Below are 16,837 nucleotides of genomic sequence, written 5' to 3' on the forward strand. Positions count from 1 at the left end.
ATGACGAAGATCGAGCTGCCTTATCAGCTCTTCGACGCGGACAACCATCTCTACGAAACCAAGGAAGCGCTCACCCGGTACCTGCCCAAGCAGTACGAAGGCGCCATCCAGTACGTCGAGATCAACGGCCGCACCAAGATCGCGGTACTCGGCCAGATCAGCGAGTACATCCCGAACCCGACCTTCGATGTGGTCGCGCGCCCCGGCGCCATGGAGGACTACTTCAAGCACGGCAATCCCGAGGGCAAGAGCCGGCGCGAGATCTTCGGCAAGTCGATGAAGGCGATCGACGCCTTCCGCGATCCCGTGGCCCGGCTGCAGGTCATGGACGACCTGCAGCTGCAGCGCGCGCTGATGTTCCCGACACTGGCCAGCCTGGTCGAGGAGCGCATGCGCCACCACCCCGAGCTGATCCACGCGGTGGTCCACTCACTCAACCAGTGGATGCTCGAAGACTGGGGCCAGGACGGCAGTTTCGTGCATTCGGGCCGGATCTTCACCGTTCCGGTGATCACGCTGCCGATCGTCGAGAAGGCGATCGAGGAGCTGAACTGGGCGGTCGTCGAACACGGCGCCAAGGCGATCCTGGTCCGGCCTGCCCCGGTGCCCGGGTTCAAGGGGATGCGCTCGTTCGCGATGCCGGAGTTCGATCCGTTCTGGAAGCGGGTCGTCGAACTCGACGTGCTCGTCACCATGCACTCCTCCGACAGCGGCTACTCCCGCTTCGATGCCGAGTGGGAGGGCAACAGCCTGGAGATGCTGCCGTTCCAGACCAACACCTTCGCGATGACCAATCAGTGGCGGCCGGTCACCGACGCGGTCGCCTCGTGGGTGTGTCACGGTGCGCTGAATCGGTTCCCCGACTTGAAGATCGCGGTCATCGAGAACGGTTCGGCCTGGCTCGAGCCGCTGCTGGGGCAGCTCTCCGATGTCTACAAGAAGGCGCCGGAGGGCTTCGGCTTCCGCGACCCGATCGAGGCCATCAAGCAGAGCCTCTACGTCAGCCCGTTCTGGGAGGAAGACCTGGTGCGGCTCTCCGATGTGATGGGCGCCGATCATGTGCTGTTCGGTTCGGACTGGCCGCATCCGGAGGGGCTGGCCGAGCCCGCCCGCTACATCCACGAGATCAAGGACATGCCCATGGCCAACCAGGCCAAGATCATGGGCGGCAACCTCGCACGGTTGCTGAAGGTATGAGCTGGGAAACCCTCCCGCAGCTGGTGACGAGCGCCGCCGACCGCTTCGGGGACGCCGAAGCGGTCGTCGACGGCGCACTGCGCCTGAGCTTCACCGAACTCGCGGCCCGGGTACGCCGGGCCGCGGGGGCACTCGCGGCCGCGGGTATCGGCAAGGGCGACCGGGTCGCGCTGTGGGCGCCCAACTCCGCGGAGTGGATGATCGCGGCGTTCGGCGTGCTCACCGCGGGCGCCGTGCTGGTGCCGGTGAATACGCGGTTCAAGGCAGGCGAAGCGGCCGATGTCATCCGGCGCAGCGGGGCGAAGGCAGTCCTGGTGGAGCAGGGGTTCCTCGGAACCGACTACACCGGTGTCACCGAGGTGCCGGTGTTCGATCTGAAATCCGGGTTCCTCGATTCGGGCGAGCCGTTCGAATGTGCCGTCGCGGGAACCGATGTCGCCGACATCATCTTCACCTCGGGGACCACCGGACGGCCCAAGGGCGTCACGATGAACCACCGGCAGACCCTGCGGCTCTACGCGGAGTGGTGCGACCTGGCCGATTTACGCCAGGGCGACCGCTATCTGATCGTCAACCCGTTCTTCCACACCTTCGGCTACAAGGCGGGACTGGTGGCCGCGCTCATCCGCGGCGCGACCGTCCTGCCGGTGCCGGTCTTCGATGTCGAGACCGTCCTGGACTTGGTGGAACGCGAACGGGTGACGATGCTGCCCGGACCGCCCACCCTGTATCACGCACTGCTGGAAGCGAAAGGCTCCCGCGATCTGTCCTCGCTGCGCGCGGCGGTGACCGGTGCCGCCGACATCCCGGTGGAGCTCATCCGCCGGATCGCCCAGGAGTTGCCGTTCCGGTCCATCATGACCGGCTACGGCCTCACCGAAGCGGGCACGGCCACCGCCTCCCGGCCCGGTGACAGCTTCGAGCAGATCGCGACCACCGTCGGGCAACCCTGCGACGGGGTCGAGGTCAGGATCGCCGAGGACAGCGAGGTCCTCGTGCGCGGATACTCGGTCATGCTGGGCTATCTCGACGATCCCGACGCGACGGCCGCGACCATCGATCCGGACGGGTGGCTGCACACCGGCGATCTCGGCGAGCTCGACATCGACGGCAGGCTACGCATCGTCGGACGGAAGAAGGACATGTTCATCGTCGGCGGATTCAACGCCTACCCCGCGGAGATCGAAGGCTTCCTGCTCGAACATCCCGCGGTCACCCAGGCCGCGGTGGTCGGGGTACCCGACGAGCGTCTCGGCCAGGTGGGCCGGGCGTACGTGGTGGCGAAGGCCGAGGTCACCGAGGATGAACTCATCGCCTGGAGCCGCGACCGGATGGCGGGCTACAAGGTGCCGCGTTCGGTGCGATTCCTGGATGCCTTGCCGCTCAACGCGACCGGGAAGGTGATGAAGGACCAGCTGACCTGACCGCCTCCGCGAGACCACCGACTTCGGCCGCGAGCACACCGCCCACCGGAACTGTCAGGGTGCACATCCCGGTCCGACACGCTCTTCAACAAGAAGCTCACCCCGCTGCGCGCCGCCGCCCGGTGAGCCCCGCCATGACCGACGCAATTCATCACGGTCGGTCATGGCGGGCGCGGCACTGCTGACACAGGATCTCGCCGCCGCTGCCGGATTCAGTGCTGACAGAGCCATTCGGTGCCGTAGTGGTCGGCGTTGCCGCCCTCGAGATGGACCCAACGGCCGTCGCCTTCGCAGGGAGCGCCCTCGACTCGCTCGGCGGCGGGCTGGGTGGTGGTGGCGGGCGGGACCGTGGTGGTGGGCTCGACTGGCGGGACGGTGCCGTCGGGGCCCGCCCCGTGGTTGGGGTTGGTGCACACAGTGCCCTCACAGGGCACCCAGGTGCCGTCGCCGTTGGGGCTCGGGATGGCGTTCGGGCCGATGTAGGAGCCCGCCGGGCATCCAGGATCCTGGTTCTTGGCACAGTATTCAGAGGACAGATTGTTGCCGGTGGAGCCGTCGGCGCCACGCCCGCCGGTGGTGGGCTGCACGGGCGCCGTCGTCGAGCCCGCGGGGGCGGTCGTCGAGGTCGTCGTCGCCGGCGTGCTGGTGCTGCTCGTCGCCGGCGCCGGGTCCGAATCGTTCGAACATGCCCCAAGACCGCAAATCATGGCCGCACCCGCGACCGCGATCAGTAAACGCTTCATCTGGTCATACCTTTCGAAGCAGACGTGGAGTTTCCACTACTGCGAGGGTTAGCGCTGCGTTCGCTGGCGCAGCGTATTGTCCGCGACCGGCATCGCACGCTTCGGTCGCGGACAGCAGGGAGTCACGGGCAGACAGCCGCCTGGATGGAATCGGCCAGTGGAAGCAGCGGGCTCGACGTGCCGCCGGTGACCTCGATCAGCACTACCAGCGGCCAAGAGACCAGGGAGCACTGCGGCGAGGGCGGCGCAGGCGTAGCCCCTGCGGCTCCAGCGCCGGTGAGCACGGCTCCCGCGGTCAGAGTGCCGGCGACTGCGACGGTAGCGAGACATTTGCGCATTTCGATTCCCAACTGTCATCGGATGAACGAGCTCACCGTACTGGACAACTCTTGGCAAACTACCGGAATGCGGACAGCGCGTGTTTCCCTCGTCAACCGAGCCGGCATCACGCACCGGCAGCTCGAGCGGCACCGAACCCGCGCCGGACAGATACCGGCGAACGGTCATGCAATCTCCATATGAGAATGCCATTCTTGTCGACCATGTTCCCTATCCGTGCCGCAAAAAGGCCATTACCAACCCTCTGATCCTCCCCACCTTTGAGTCCGACCACCCTTCTTGTGCGGTATGCTTTTCCCGTTGCGAGAATTCCATTCTCGCCAGGTGGGTCGCCTATTTCGATCGTGCGATCCCGGCGCAGCACCTGACAGAGCGAGGAGCCCCGTGAATACCGACGACCTGATACTCGTGAGCATCGACGACCATGTGGTCGAGCCACTCGACATGTTCGACCACCACGTCCCCCGCAAATGGGCCGACTACGCACCCCGGGTGGTCGCCGACGAGAAGGGCATCGACCACTGGATCTACCGGGATCGGCCGACCGGCGTCGCCGGACTCAACGCCGTCGTCACCTGGCCGGCCGAGGAGTGGGGCCGCGACCCGGCCGGTTACGCGGAGATGCGCCCCGCTGTCTACAACGTGCACGATCGCGTGCGCGACATGGACGCCAACGGGGTGCTCACCTCCATGTGTTTCCCCACCTTCACCGGTTTCAGCGCGGGTCATCTGAGCCGCGGCGGCCAGGACGAGATCACCGTCGCGATGATCTCGGCCTACAACGACTGGCACCTCGAGGACTGGGCGGGCGCCTATCCGGGCCGCTTCATCCCGATCGGCATTCTGCCCATGTGGGATCCGCAGCTGGCGGTCGCCGAGATCGAACGCCTCGCCGCCCGCGGCTGCCACTCGGTGACCATGCCCGAGCTGCCGCACATCGACGGTCTGCCCAGCTATCACGACATCGACTACTGGGCGCCGGTGTTCCATGCGCTGCAGGACAACGACACCGTGATGAACCTGCACATCGGCCAGGGCTTCGGCGTGCTGCGCCTTGCCCCGGACGCACCGATCGACAACCTCATGGTGCTGGCGCCGAGCATTTCGCTGATCGCGGCCCAGGATCTGCTGTGGGGACCGGCTTTCCGGCAATTCCCGAAGCTGAAGGTCGCACTGTCCGAGGGCGGTGTCGGCTGGATCCCGTTCTTCCTGGACCGCTCGGACCGGCACTACACCAACCAGCGCTGGCTGCGCCGCGACTTCGGCGGCAAGATGCCCAGCGACGTCTTCCGCGAGCACGTGCTCGCCTGCTATGTCACCGACCGGACCGCGCTGAAGTTCCGCCACGACATCGGCATCGACAACATCGCGTGGGAATGCGACTACCCGCACTCGGATTCGATCTGGCCCAACGCGCCGGAGTTCGTACTCGAGGAACTCCTGGCGGCGGGTGCCGACGACGACGACATCCACAAGATCACCTGGGCTAACGCCTGCAGGCATTTCAACTGGAATCCGTTCGGGCACATCCCGCGCGAGCGGGCCACCGTTGGCGCGCTGCGCGCCACCGCCACCGACGTGGACGTCTCCACCCGCTCGCGCGCCGACTACGCGGCCGCCTACACCCGCCTGCACGGCTGAGGACGCCATGACAGCTCGACTGATGGTCTTCGCCACCCCGCACGACGGGATGGACGACGAGTACAACCGCTGGTACACCGACGTGCACATCCCGGAGATGCTCACCATTCCCGGCGTGGCCTCGTGCGAAAGGCACAAGTTGGCCAGGGGCGGACCGGACGAGGCACGCTACCTGTCGGTGTTCGTGCTCGACGGCGAACCGTCCACTGTGCTCGCCGAACTCGGTGCCCGCGCCGCGGACGGACGGATGACCGTGTCGGCGGCGGCCGACTCCGCCCGCACCCGGCTCACGGTTTGGCACTCCCTCTGACCAGCACGAGAGCCCGGTCCCCGGTGCGGGGACCGGGCTCTCGTGTGTCGCGCCGGACTCAGCGGGCAGGGCCCTCGAGAATCGTCACCCCGGCGACCGCGGTCGGCCCACCCAGGTTGTGCGCCAACCCGAAACGCGCGCCTTCGACCTGGTTCACCGCGCTACCGCGCAATTGCTCGAACAGCTCCACGCACTGGGCGATGCCGGTGGCGCCGGGCGGGTGCCCCTTGGTTTTGAGACCACCGCTGGGATTGACCGGCAGCGCACCACCGACCGAGGTCGCCCCGGTCTCGACGAGCTTGTGGGCCTCGAATTTCTCGGCGAAGCCGAGATCCTCGTAACTCATCAGCTCGATGCCGGTGAAGTAGTCGTGCACCTCGGCCACGTCGATGTCGGCCGGACTGAGACCGGCCATCGTGAACGCGCGACGGGCCGCGCGCAGGGTGGCCGGGAAGGTGGTCAGATCCGGTCTGTGCTGCACCATGATCGAGTCCAGTCCCAGCCCCACCCCGCGCACCCACACCGGCGCGTCGGTGTAGCGGTCGACCACGTCCTCGGCGACGAGCACCAGCGCCGCGGCACCGTCGCTCTGCGGCGCGCAGTCGTAGACGCCGAACGGGTCGGCCACGATCGGTGCCTGCAGCGCCTGCTCCATGGTGATCTCGAAAGGCAAGCGCACCTTGGGATTGCGCGCACCATGCCGGTGGTTCTTCACCGCCACCATGGCCAGGTGCTCGCGGGTGGCCGGCGACTCGTGCAGGTAGCGGCTCACGTGCAGGGCGAAGCCCGCGGGCGCGAACAAGCCCAGCTCGTAGTCCCAGGCGCGATGCCTGGTCATCGATTCCCATTCGCGGAGCATGTCCTTCTCCGCGGTCTCGCGTAGCTTGTCCGCGCCGATCACCAGCGCGACGTCCACCGCACCGGAAGCGATGGCGTACAAGGCATTACGCACCGCGTCGTTGCCGGTGGCGCACGAGTTCTCGATATGGGTCACCGGCAGGTCGGGCAGGCCGAGCGCTTCGGCGAGGATCCCGGACGGGAACCCGTCGGTGGTCCGCAACGCGCCGAACCAGGCGGCCTCGATGTCGCCGATGTGCAGGCCCTTGTCAACGGAGGCGGCGCATTCGGCGAAGGCCATCGGCAGCAGATCGCTCAGGCCGAAGGCGAAGTGTTCGGCGAACGGGGTCATCCCCGCGCCGACGACGGCGACTCTTCTCATACCGTTTCCCTTTCCGGCTCGAACGCGTATCCGTAGTCCGGCACGCCCGAACGTATCGCCACCCGGCGCAACACCATTCGGCCACGTACCCCGATCCCGGCGGTGCCCGCGTCGGCGCCGGTCACCTTCGCCAGTGCGCGCACGCCGATGTCGTCGAGTTCGACGATCACCAGCGTGTACGGGCTCTTCTGGCCGGGCACCGGCATGCGCACGGTGGTGGCGGCGTAGACGGTGCCGGTGCGCGGCAGCGGCACCAGGGTGTAGGTGGTGGCGAGGCTGCCGTCCTCGCCCAGCCGATAGCGCGGGGGGAAGTCCAGTTCGTCGGTGCCCTCGTGTCGGCCCGCCTCCCAGCGCACCTTGGCTTCGAAGGCGCGCTCGTAGGCGGCCAGCGAGAGCGGCAGATCTGTCCCGGGTTCGACGATCCCGTCCAGCGGCGGGCGGGCGGGCGGCTCGAGCCGCAGCAGCGACAGCGGCCCCGGCACCACCGTGACACCGGACAAACTCGCCTGCTCCACCCCCACCAGCAGCCCGGCCGTGTCCCACTCCGCCATCGCGGCCAGCGCGAACAGCGCCGAGGACGCGCCGGTGGTCGGCAGCTGCGGTGGCGTCCCGCACAGCGCGGCCGCTTGTTTGTGCTCCACCCCCGCGACCGCGACCGGAGTGTCGAGCCAGGCCGCCGACAGCGACGCCACCAGACCGCGCTCGCGCAGCAGCCGGGGATCGCCGTAGTCGTGGACACCGTCGGCATGGCGGGTCCGCACCGGCAGACTGCGCGCGACCCGGGCTGTGGTGCGCACCTGCGTACCGTTGCGGTCGGAGATCCACGCGGCGGCCGCACCGGCGGGCTCGAGATCGACGCCGATCACCAACGTGCGCGGCCGGGCCGAACTCAGCGCGTCCAGGGTGGCCGGGGCGCCACCGAGCCGCTCGGTCACCTCGAGCTCGGGGTCGAGACCGAGTCCGGCCAGCAGCACCGCGGTGTTGCTGCTCTCCACCAGTGGCAGATCGCGGCTGACCAGCACTACCCGTTCCACCGGTTCGCCGCCGACGAGCGCGGCCCGGCCTGCCTCCACCGCGAGGGTGACCGCGTCTTCGTCGTCTCCGACGACACGGTGATGCCGGTCCCCCCAACACGGTAGATACGTCCCCATCGACGCAACATGCGGCATGTCGGCTCCTTCCGGACGACTCAGGTGACCGCGCCCGCGGTCTTGAGCGTGATGATGCGATCCCAGTCGAGTCCCAGTTCGAGCAGGATCTCCTCGGTCTGCGCGGCGAACTCCGGCCCGGGCCGCAACTGCGGCGGCGCCACGTCGAACTGCACCGGGCTGGAGACCAGCTCTAGCTCGCCTGCGGGCAGCAGATAGTCGTTCGCCCTGATCTGGGCGTCGGCGAGCAGCTGGACCGAATCCTGTACCGGTGCCCAGGGACCCGCCAGCGTGGCGAACCGTTCGGTCCACTCGGCGAGGGTGCGCGCGCCGATCACCTCGCGCAGGATCGCCACCGCGTCGGCGGTGTGCTCCGCGATCGAGGCGGCATCGGCGAAGCGCGGATCATCGGCCAGCTCGGGCCGGTCGAGGTGGCGGCACACGTCGGACCAGAACTTGGCGGGCTGCAACATCACGAACGACAGGTAGCGATCGTCGGAGGTGGCGTAGAGGCCCGAGAGCGGATTGGTCGGCGCGCCGTGGGCACCCGGTCGCGGGGCGCGCATCGGCTGCTGCTGGGAGGCCGACAGCGCGATCGTGTGCCCGAGCGCCCACAGTCCGCTGCCGAGTAGTGACACGTCGACCACCGAGGTCTCGCCGGTGCGTTCGCGTTTGAGCAGCGCGGCGGCGATCCCGCCGGCCAGGTTGGTCCCGGAGATGGTGTCGCCGAAGGCCGGGCCGGGTGGCTGGATCAGCCCTTCGGTGCCCTCCGGGGTGATGGTCGCGGCGATCCCGCCGCGGCACCAGAAGGCGGTCATGTCGTACCCGCCGCGAACGGACTCGGTACCGCGGGGACCGAGCGCACTGCCCCTGGCGTAAACGATCTCGGGGTTGACCGCGCGGATGTCGTCGACGTCGATGCCGAACTTGGTCCGCGCGGACGGCAGGAAGCTGGTGAGGAACACATCGGCGTTCTTCGCCAGCGCCAGGATCACCTCACGACCCTCCGGCACCGACATGTCGACGCCGATACTGCGCTTGCCCCGATTCGCGTGCTCCACATTGGGATTCGGGTCGCCCTCGACGGTGAAGGCGCCCACCCGGCGCAACCCGCGCTGCGGATCGCCACCGCTGGCGTGCTCCACCTTCACCACATCGGCGCCCCAGTCCGACAGCACCGCCCCGGCCGACGGCACGAACCCGTACATCGCGACCTCGAGCACCGTGATGCCCGTCAGCGGCCCGCTCACGCGAGGACTTCCGCGAGGGTCTTGTGCTCGAGGAACTCCTCGAACCCGGCCACGCCCATCTCCCGGCCGATACCGGACTGCTTGTAGCCGCCGAACGGCGCGTCGGGGTGGAAGTAGTTGCCGCCGTTGATGCTGAAGGTGCCGGTGCGTACCCGCCGCGCCACCGCCTTTGCCCGGTCGGCGTCGGCGCTGAAGACCGCGCCGGACAGCCCGTAGATCGAGTTGTTGGCGATGCGGACCGCCTCCTCGTCGTCGGAGTACGGGATCAGCGCCAGCACCGGGCCGAACACCTCCTCCTGGGCGATCTCGCTGTCGGGGTCGACATTCGCCAGCAGGGTCGGTGCGTAGAAGAAGCCGGGATCCAGTTTCTTCCCGCCGGTGACCAGGGTGGCGCCCGCCACGACCGCGCGCTCGACCATCGCGTGCACCTTGTCGCGCTGGGTGGCGCTGATCAGCGGTCCCATATAGGTCGTCGGTTCGTTCGGATCACCATGGCGCACATGGGCGAAGTTGGCCGCGACCAGCTCGGCGACCCGGTCGTGATCGGCGGCGGGCACCAGCAACCGGGTGGTGAGCGCGCAGCCCTGCCCGGCGTGGGTGACGACGCTGAACGCCGCGAACACCGCCGCCTGGGTGTAGTCCGCGTCGTCGAGCAGGATCATCGCCGACTTGCCGCCCAGCTCGAGGAACACCTTCTTGAGGGTGGCGCTCGCGGCCGCCATGATCTGGCGTCCCACCGGCGTCGACCCGGTGAAGGTGACCACGTCCACGTCCGGATGCGTGGTCATCCGCTTGCCCACCTCGATGTCGGAGGACGCGAGGACGTTCACCACGCCGGCCGGGATCTCGGTGTGCTCGGCGATGAGCTCGCCCAGCGCCAGGGTGGTCAGTGGGGTGTCCGGCGCGCCCTTGAGCACCACCGTGCAGCCGGCGGCCAGCGCGGGCGCGAGCTTGGCCAGGGCGAGCTGGTGCGGATAGTTGTAGGCGGCGATCGCGGCGACCACGCCGGCCGCTTCCTTCTCGACCCACCGGTGATGCTGCTGCCCGCGGATCTCGACATTGCCGAGGTCCTCGGTGAAGGCGTAGCTGTCGAGCAGGTCGGTGTAGTAGCGCACGATCTCGAACGGGGTCTCGAGCTGATTGCCCGCGGTCAGTGCGCGCGTCGCGCCGACCTCGGCGATCGTCAGCGCGCGCAGTTCCTCGACGTTGTCGCGCAGCGCGCGGTAGAGCTGGCGCAGGCAGCGCGCACGGAACCGGGGATTGGTCGCCCAGGTGGTCTCGTCGAACGCGCGGCGCGCGGCGGCGACGGCATCGTCCACATCGGCCACCGTCGCTTCGGGCGCGTAGCCGTACACCTCGCCGGTCGCGGGATCGAGCGAAGCGAGCGTCTGCCCGGTTTCGCGCAGCTGCCCGTCGACGAGCAATCGACGTGTCACCGTGCCCGCCACTTCCTGCGTTGACATCCCGCCTCCTAGCTGGGACCCGCGTCCCGTGGAAATCTCATTCTCTCAATCGAGAATGCTACATGCAACAGGCCGGACGGTAGCAGGGATCGGCGACCGAATCGTCGCAATTCGCCGACATCGCCATCGAAAGCGCGAATTCAGGCGCAGCCCTTGCTATTCGAATCCGAGCGAGAGTACGGTTCTCGCATTCGGAAGGGAGATTCTTGTGAAAACAGCGGTGGTCACCGGGGGCGCGTCCGGGATCGGGCTCGGCATCGCCGAACGGTTGCGCGGCGACGGGTTCCACGTCGCCACCCTGGATCTGAACCCGTCGACCGAGGACGACTTCGCCTTCCGGGCCGATGTCACCGATCCCGAACAGATCGCGGCCGCCCTCGACGCGGTCCGCGCGAAGTTCGGCCCGATCGCGGTGCTGGTGAACTCGGCCGGACTGGACGGCTTCAAACGCTTCGGGAAGCTGTCGTTCGCGGAGTGGCAGCGGGTGATCGATGTGAACCTGCACGGCGTCTTCCACACCATCCAGGCCGTGCTGCCGGACATGGTCGAGGCCGGCTGGGGCCGCATCGTGAACATCTCCTCATCGAGCACGCACTCGGGCCAGCCGTTCATGGCGCACTATGTCGCGGCCAAGTCGGCGGTCAACGGCCTCACCAAAGCCCTTGCGCTGGAACTGGGTCCGTCCGGCATCACCGTCAACGCGGTGCCGCCCGGGTTCATCGACACCCCGATGCTGCGCAAGAACGAACAGGCACAGCGCCTCGGCGGCACCGTCGAGGACCACATCCAGCGCACGCCCGTCCGCCGGGTCGGCACGCCGGCCGACATCGCCGCGGCGTGCGCCTTTCTGATCTCCGAGGAAGCCTCCTACATCACCGGGCAGATCTTCGGGGTCAACGGCGGACGCAACACATGAGCATCGAACACCCCGAACGAGAGGAACTCCCATGGGACGCGTAGCAGGCAAAGTCGCCTTCGTCACCGGAGCGGCACGCGGCCAGGGCCGCAGTCACGCGGTCCGGCTGGCCGAAGAGGGCGCCGACATCATCGCCGTGGACATCTGTCACGACATCGACACCATCGGTTACGCGCTCGCGCGGCCCGAGGACCTCGAGGAGACGGCGCGACTGGTGGAGAAGGCCGGGCGCCGGATCCTGACCAGGCAGGTCGACGTCCGCGACGCCACCGCCCTGAAGACGGTCGTCGCCGACGGCGTCGCCGAATTCGGCCACCTCGACATCGTGATCGCCCAGGCGGGCATCGCCGGGATGAAGGGCACGCCGCAGTGGCAGGCCTGGTCCGATGTCATCGACACCAACCTGATCGGCGTCATCAACACCATCCAGGCCGCACTGCCGCATCTGCGCGAAGGTGCCTCCATCATCGCGACCGGCTCGGTCGCGGCGCTGATGGATATCGCCAAGGTCGACCAGCCCGGCCGCGATCCGGGCGGCATCGCCTACGTCGTCGCCAAGCGCGGCCTCTCGGAGTACGTGCACCACCTGGCCCTGCACATCGCGGCACAGCGCATCCGCGCCAACGTGATCCACCCGACCAACTGCGACACCCCGATGTTGCAGAGCGAGCCGATGTACCGCTCGTTCCGCCCCGATCTCGAGCACCCGACCCGCGCGGACGCCGAGCCGGCTTTCGGTGTCCAGCAGGCGATGCCGATTCCCTTCGTCGAGACCCGTGACATCAGCGACGCCGTGCTGTTCCTGGCGTCGGACGAGTCGCGGTTCATCACCGGAACGCAGCTGCGCGTCGACGGCGGCGGCTATCTGAAGTGGTACGAGTACCACATCTGAGAGGAAGATTCATCGTGAAGGTCCAGGTCGATGCGCAGCGCTGCCAGGGGCACACGCTGTGCGCCATGATCGCCCCGCAGGCGTTCGAACTCAGTGATATCGACGGCCATTCCGCACCGGTCGACGAGCAGGTGCCCGCCGATCAGCAGGAACAGGTGCGCGAAGCCGCGCACTCGTGCCCCGAGCGGGCGATCTCGCTGGCCGAACAGTAAAACGTCACCAAGAATCGCGCCAGCGCGCAGATCTGATCGAGGAGGAAACCTGTGGCGGCGGAGAGCACGCCCGCGTCCGGGCGGCCGCTGCCGCAGCTCGGCCCGGACAACGAATTCTTCTGGACCGCAGGCGCCGACGGTGTCCTGCGGGTGCAGGAGTGCCGATCCTGTGCCGCCCTGCTGCACCCGCCGCAACCGGTGTGCCGCTACTGCCGCGGTCGCGAACTCGGGGTCCGTGAGCTCTCCGGTCGCGCGACGCTGATCGCGTTCACGGTGAACCACCGCTTCGCCGTGCCCGGCCTCGACCCGCCCTACGTGGTGGCCACCGTCGCGCCGGTCGAGGACACCCGGGTTCGGCTGACCACCAATATCGTGGCGGCCGAACCGGATTCGCTCGAACTCGGCATGCCGGTCGAGGTGACCTTCCAGCCCGACGGTGACGTGTGGCTGCCGCTGTTCCGCCCGGTCGCGGGCGATCCGGTCCCGCTGCCGGTGGACGAGATCGCTCCCGACGCCTATGCCGCGCGTATCCGTCCGATGGTGCGCAGCGACAAGTTCGAGGACCGGGTCGCGCTCACCGGCATCGGGATGTCGCAGATCGGCCGCAGGCTGATGGTGCCGCCGCTGTCGCTGACCGTGACGGCCTGCGAACGCGCGGTCGCCGACGCCGGACTCACCTTCGACGATATCGACGGGCTGTCGTCCTATCCCGGTGGCGGCAATCTCGGCGGATTCGGCGAGGGTGGGGTGACCGCGCTCGAAGCCGCGCTCGGCATCCGGCCGACCTGGCACAACGGCGGTATCGAGACCTTCGGCCCCGGTGGTTCGGTGATCGCCGCGATGACCGCGGTGGCCGCCGGGCTGGCAAGGCACGTGCTGTGTTTCCGCACGGTCTGGGAGTCCACCTTCGCCGAGCACATGAAGGCGGGCCGGATCACCGCGAGCGCAGGCCGCACCGCCAGCTGGCTGACCCCCTTCGGCGCCACCTCCGCCGCGCACACCCTCGCGCAGAAGGCGCAGCGGCACTTCCACGACTACGGCACCACCCGCGAGACGCTGGGCTGGATCGCGCTCAACCAGCGCGCCAACGCCGAACTCGACCCGACCGCGGTCTACCGCGACCCGATGACCATGGACGACTATCTCGCGGCCCGGCCCGTCACCAGCCCGTTCGGGCTCTACGACTGCGATGTCCCGTGCGACGGCGCGGTTGCGGTGATCGTCTCCGCGGTCGACACCGTCGCCGATCTGGCGAGCACCCCGGTGTTCGTCGAGGCGGTCGGCACCCAGATCGTCGAGCGCATCGAATGGGACCAGAGCACGCTCACCCACGAACCACAGGTCCTCGGCCCGGCCGCGCACCTGTGGACGCGCACCGACCTGCGGCCGCGCGATGTCGACGTGGCCGAACTCTACGACGGCTTCACCTTCAACTGCCTGTCCTGGATCGAGGCACTCGGGTTCTGCGGAATCGGCGAGGCCGCGGATTTCCTCGACGGCGGCAAGAACATCGCCCGCGACGGGCTGATCCCGGTGAATACCCACGGCGGGCAGCTCTCCCACGGCCGCACCCACGGCATGGGTCTGCTCCATGAGGCCATCGCGCAGTTGCGTGGCGATGCCGGTCCACGACAGGTGCCCGGCGCCCGGGTCGCGGTGGTGTCCAGCGGCGGGCTCACCCCCGGCGGTGCGATGTTGCTGCGCGCCCGGTGACGAGCGCGAAGGAAAGCGAGACGACGTGACCCTCACCCACTCCGAACTCCGTGCCGTCGGCGACGACGACGCGCCCGCGACCGTCGTCACCGAGGTCGACGGCATCGCGGTGTCCGCGCTGTTCGCCGAGTCGCCCACGCCGCGCGCGACACTCATCGCCCTGCACGGCGGATCGACGACCTCGGCCTACTTCGACTGCCCCGGACATCCCGAGCTGTCGCTGATCCGGGCCGCGCACCGGCTCGGCTACACCGTGCTCGCACCGGATCGCCCCGGCTACGGCGCTTCCGCGCCCTTCGCCGACCGGCTGATCCCGGCGGCGGTCCGGGTGGACCTGATGTTCGAGGCAGTGGCGGCCATCCTGGGTGACCGCCCGCGCGGTGCCGGGGTGTTCCTCACCGCTCATTCGGCCGGCGCGGAGCTGGCGATGCGGATGGCGGGCGATTCCCGGTTCAGCGATCTGCTCGGGGTGGAGCTGGCCGGCACCGGCTACCGCTATCACCCCGACGGCGCGGGCATTCTGCGCACTGTCGGCCCCGATTCCCCGCGACCGCCGGGTGTCGGTGACCTGATCTGGAATCCGCCGCGGCTCTATCCCGCCGACGCGCGCCGCGGCGCGTCGATCGCGGTGCCTGCCCCGCCGTCCGAGACCGAAGCCGTCGCCGACTGGGCGACCCAGGTCTTCCCGGCGCTGGCCGCCGGAATCGGGGTGCCGGTGCGGTTCTCCGCGGGCGATCACGAGCGGGTCTGGCGCAATGATGTTGCCGCACTGGCCGAGGTGGGCGCGCTGTTCACCGCCGCGCCGCGGGTCGTGCTCAACCTCCAGCCCAACACCGCGCACAACATCAGCGTGGGCAATACCGCCGCGGCCTATCACCTGGGTCTGCTCGCCTTCGCCGAGGAATGCCTGGTCTCCGCCGAGCACGGCGAGTTCACCGGTCCTACACCACAATTGGACGGCGGCACGGTGCCGCCGGAGAGGTGAATGCGATGGACGCGACCGATACTGCCCTGCTCCTGCTGCGAGTTGTGGTGGGCGCGACCATGATCGCGCACGGGGTCAACCACTGGCTCGGCGGCGGAAAGATCGCCGGTACCGCCGGGTGGTTCACCGGGCTCGGCCTGCGCAACGGTGTGCTGCAGGCATGGGCCAGCGTGGTGACCGAGATCGGCGCGGGCGTGCTGCTGGTGCTCGGGCTCGGCACACCACTGGGCGCGGGCGCGGTAGTCGGCGTCATGCTGGTGGCCGGGCTGCTCGCGCACCGGAAGAACGGGTTCTTCGTGTTCAAGGAGGGGTACGAGTACGTCCTGGTGCTCGCCGTGGCGGCGATCGCGCTGGGCGCGCTCGGGCCCGGCCGTGCCTCCCTCGATCACGCCTTCGACAGCACCGTCACCGGTTGGGCGGGCGGACTGCTCGCACTCGGACTCGGTGTCGCCGCGACCATCGGCTTGCTGGCGGCGTTCTATCGCCCGGCACCGGCGCACGTCGCCGACAGGGAAGTCGACAGAGAGGAGGCGCGCTGATGCGCGTCGGATTCATCGGATTGGGCAGTCAGGGCGGGCCCATGGCGCGGCGCATCGTCGAGGCCGGCTTCCCGACCACGTTGTGGGCGCGCAGGTCTGCCTCGCTCGAGCCCTATGCCGACACCGCGGCGAGTGCCGCCGACTCCCCCGCTGCCCTCGGTGCGGCCGCCGACCTGGTGTGCGTGTGCGTGGTCGGTGACGCCGATGTCCGCGAGGTAGTCACCGGCGAGCACGGCGTGCTGGCGGGCATGGCCGCCGGCTCGGTACTGGCCGTGCACTCCACCGTGCATCCGGACACCTGCCGCCACTTGTCGGAAATCGCCGCGCGCCAGGGTGTCTCGGTCGTCGACGCACCGGTGAGCGGCGGTGGTCCGGCCGCCGCCGATGGCCGGTTGCTGGTGATGGTGGGTGGGCCCGGCGACGCGGTCGAGGCCGCCAGGCCGGTGTTCGCGACCTACGCGAACCCGATCGTGCACCTGGGCGACGTGGGCGCCGGACAGTTCGCCAAGCTGCTCAACAACCTGCTTTTCACCGCGAATCTCGCCACCGCACAGGGCACGCTGCGCCTCGGCGCCGACCTCGGCCTCGATATCGCGCGGCTCGGGGAGGTCATCACCCACGGCACCGCCGACAGCTTCGCCCTCGGCCGCGTCGTGGCCTCGGGCGGCACCCTCGACGGCTTGGCCGAACGCGCGGGCGACCTCCTGCGCAAGGATGTCGGCCTGCTCGCCGCCCTCGCCGCCGCCGCGGACGCGGAACCGGGAATCGAACTCGACGCAGCCGATGCCGCCCTGACAGTGATGAAACGGGAACGCGCCGCACTGCCGCGCTGACGACCCGGTGGTC

General features: G+C 68.9%; 17 protein-coding genes. 11 read left to right on the plus strand and 6 right to left on the minus strand.

The features are described from left to right. A complete protein-coding gene (locus ACFXKN_RS02360) occupies nt 1-1,197 on the plus strand; it encodes an amidohydrolase family protein (RefSeq protein ID WP_378949574.1) in 1,197 nt (398 codons plus the stop codon). Next, nucleotides 1,194-2,621, plus strand: coding sequence for a FadD3 family acyl-CoA ligase (locus tag ACFXKN_RS02365; protein WP_378949577.1), 1,428 nt, complete (start codon nt 1,194-1,196; stop codon nt 2,619-2,621). The genes ACFXKN_RS02360 and ACFXKN_RS02365 overlap by 4 nt, the downstream gene beginning before the upstream one ends. A 212-nt stretch (nt 2,622-2,833) precedes the next feature. Here the strand turns inward: ACFXKN_RS02365 and ACFXKN_RS02370 are convergent, their stop codons facing one another. Together ACFXKN_RS02370 and ACFXKN_RS02375 are read right to left on the minus strand one after the other, a co-directional pair. Then, nucleotides 2,834-3,364 carry a hypothetical protein gene (locus tag ACFXKN_RS02370; protein ID WP_378949580.1) on the minus strand — a complete coding sequence of 177 codons (531 nt, stop codon included), beginning with the start codon at nt 3,362-3,364 and terminating at the stop codon, nt 2,834-2,836. Between the two features lie 122 nt (nt 3,365-3,486). Continuing rightward, nucleotides 3,487-3,702, minus strand: a complete 216-nt coding sequence (locus ACFXKN_RS02375) for a hypothetical protein (protein ID WP_378949583.1) — start codon at nt 3,700-3,702, stop codon at nt 3,487-3,489. Nucleotides 3,703-4,087: 385 nt separating this feature from the next. Between ACFXKN_RS02375 and ACFXKN_RS02380 the strand changes: the two genes are divergently transcribed. After that, the gene (locus tag ACFXKN_RS02380; protein WP_379432210.1) at nt 4,088-5,344 is read left to right on the plus strand and encodes an amidohydrolase family protein; all 1,257 of its coding nucleotides are present in this window, start codon (nt 4,088-4,090) and stop codon (nt 5,342-5,344) included. 7 nt (nt 5,345-5,351) lie between these two features. After that, nucleotides 5,352-5,654, plus strand: a complete 303-nt coding sequence (locus ACFXKN_RS02385; RefSeq protein ID WP_379432211.1) for a hypothetical protein — start codon at nt 5,352-5,354, stop codon at nt 5,652-5,654. Nucleotides 5,655-5,712: 58 nt separating this feature from the next. Here ACFXKN_RS02385 and ACFXKN_RS02390 read toward each other — a convergent pair whose 3' ends face one another. The 4 genes from ACFXKN_RS02390 to ACFXKN_RS02405 are packed head-to-tail and all read right to left on the minus strand — an operon-like array spanning nt 5,713 to nt 10,734. Further along, complete coding sequence (locus ACFXKN_RS02390; protein ID WP_379432212.1) at nt 5,713-6,873, minus strand: thiolase family protein; 1,161 nt, start codon at nt 6,871-6,873, stop codon at nt 5,713-5,715. After that, nucleotides 6,870-8,042 carry an OB-fold domain-containing protein gene (locus tag ACFXKN_RS02395; RefSeq protein WP_379432213.1) on the minus strand — a complete coding sequence of 391 codons (1,173 nt, stop codon included), beginning with the start codon at nt 8,040-8,042 and terminating at the stop codon, nt 6,870-6,872. Before ACFXKN_RS02395 ends, ACFXKN_RS02390 begins: the two co-directional genes overlap by 4 nt. Nucleotides 8,043-8,062: 20 nt before the next feature. Further along, the gene (locus ACFXKN_RS02400; RefSeq protein ID WP_379432214.1) at nt 8,063-9,271 is read right to left on the minus strand and encodes a CaiB/BaiF CoA transferase family protein; all 1,209 of its coding nucleotides are present in this window, start codon (nt 9,269-9,271) and stop codon (nt 8,063-8,065) included. Next, complete coding sequence (locus tag ACFXKN_RS02405; protein WP_378949600.1) at nt 9,268-10,734, minus strand: aldehyde dehydrogenase family protein; 1,467 nt, start codon at nt 10,732-10,734, stop codon at nt 9,268-9,270. Before ACFXKN_RS02405 ends, ACFXKN_RS02400 begins: the two co-directional genes overlap by 4 nt. A gap of 208 nt (nt 10,735-10,942) precedes the next feature. Between ACFXKN_RS02405 and ACFXKN_RS02410 the strand changes: the two genes are divergently transcribed. The 7 genes from ACFXKN_RS02410 to ACFXKN_RS02440 are packed head-to-tail and all read left to right on the plus strand — an operon-like array spanning nt 10,943 to nt 16,824. Continuing rightward, nucleotides 10,943-11,650, plus strand: a complete 708-nt coding sequence (locus tag ACFXKN_RS02410) for an SDR family NAD(P)-dependent oxidoreductase (RefSeq protein WP_378949603.1) — start codon at nt 10,943-10,945, stop codon at nt 11,648-11,650. Between the two features lie 31 nt (nt 11,651-11,681). Beyond that, nucleotides 11,682-12,542, plus strand: a complete 861-nt coding sequence (locus tag ACFXKN_RS02415) for a mycofactocin-coupled SDR family oxidoreductase (protein ID WP_378949606.1) — start codon at nt 11,682-11,684, stop codon at nt 12,540-12,542. A 14-nt stretch (nt 12,543-12,556) separates the two neighbouring features. After that, nucleotides 12,557-12,754, plus strand: a complete 198-nt coding sequence (locus tag ACFXKN_RS02420) for a ferredoxin (protein ID WP_378949609.1) — start codon at nt 12,557-12,559, stop codon at nt 12,752-12,754. Between the two features lie 51 nt (nt 12,755-12,805). After that, complete coding sequence (locus ACFXKN_RS02425; protein ID WP_379432215.1) at nt 12,806-14,467, plus strand: OB-fold domain-containing protein; 1,662 nt, start codon at nt 12,806-12,808, stop codon at nt 14,465-14,467. A gap of 25 nt (nt 14,468-14,492) precedes the next feature. Then, complete coding sequence (locus ACFXKN_RS02430; protein WP_378949615.1) at nt 14,493-15,452, plus strand: alpha/beta hydrolase; 960 nt, start codon at nt 14,493-14,495, stop codon at nt 15,450-15,452. A gap of 5 nt (nt 15,453-15,457) precedes the next feature. Continuing rightward, nucleotides 15,458-15,991, plus strand: a complete 534-nt coding sequence (locus tag ACFXKN_RS02435; RefSeq protein ID WP_378949618.1) for a DoxX family protein — start codon at nt 15,458-15,460, stop codon at nt 15,989-15,991. Further along, nucleotides 15,991-16,824 carry an NAD(P)-dependent oxidoreductase gene (locus ACFXKN_RS02440; protein ID WP_379432216.1) on the plus strand — a complete coding sequence of 278 codons (834 nt, stop codon included), beginning with the start codon at nt 15,991-15,993 and terminating at the stop codon, nt 16,822-16,824. The genes ACFXKN_RS02435 and ACFXKN_RS02440 overlap by 1 nt, the downstream gene beginning before the upstream one ends. Nucleotides 16,825-16,837: the final 13 nt, after the last annotated feature.

Source organism: Nocardia sp. NPDC059195, assembly GCF_042754695.1.
Taxonomy (GTDB): Bacteria; Actinomycetota; Actinomycetes; order Mycobacteriales; family Mycobacteriaceae; genus Nocardia.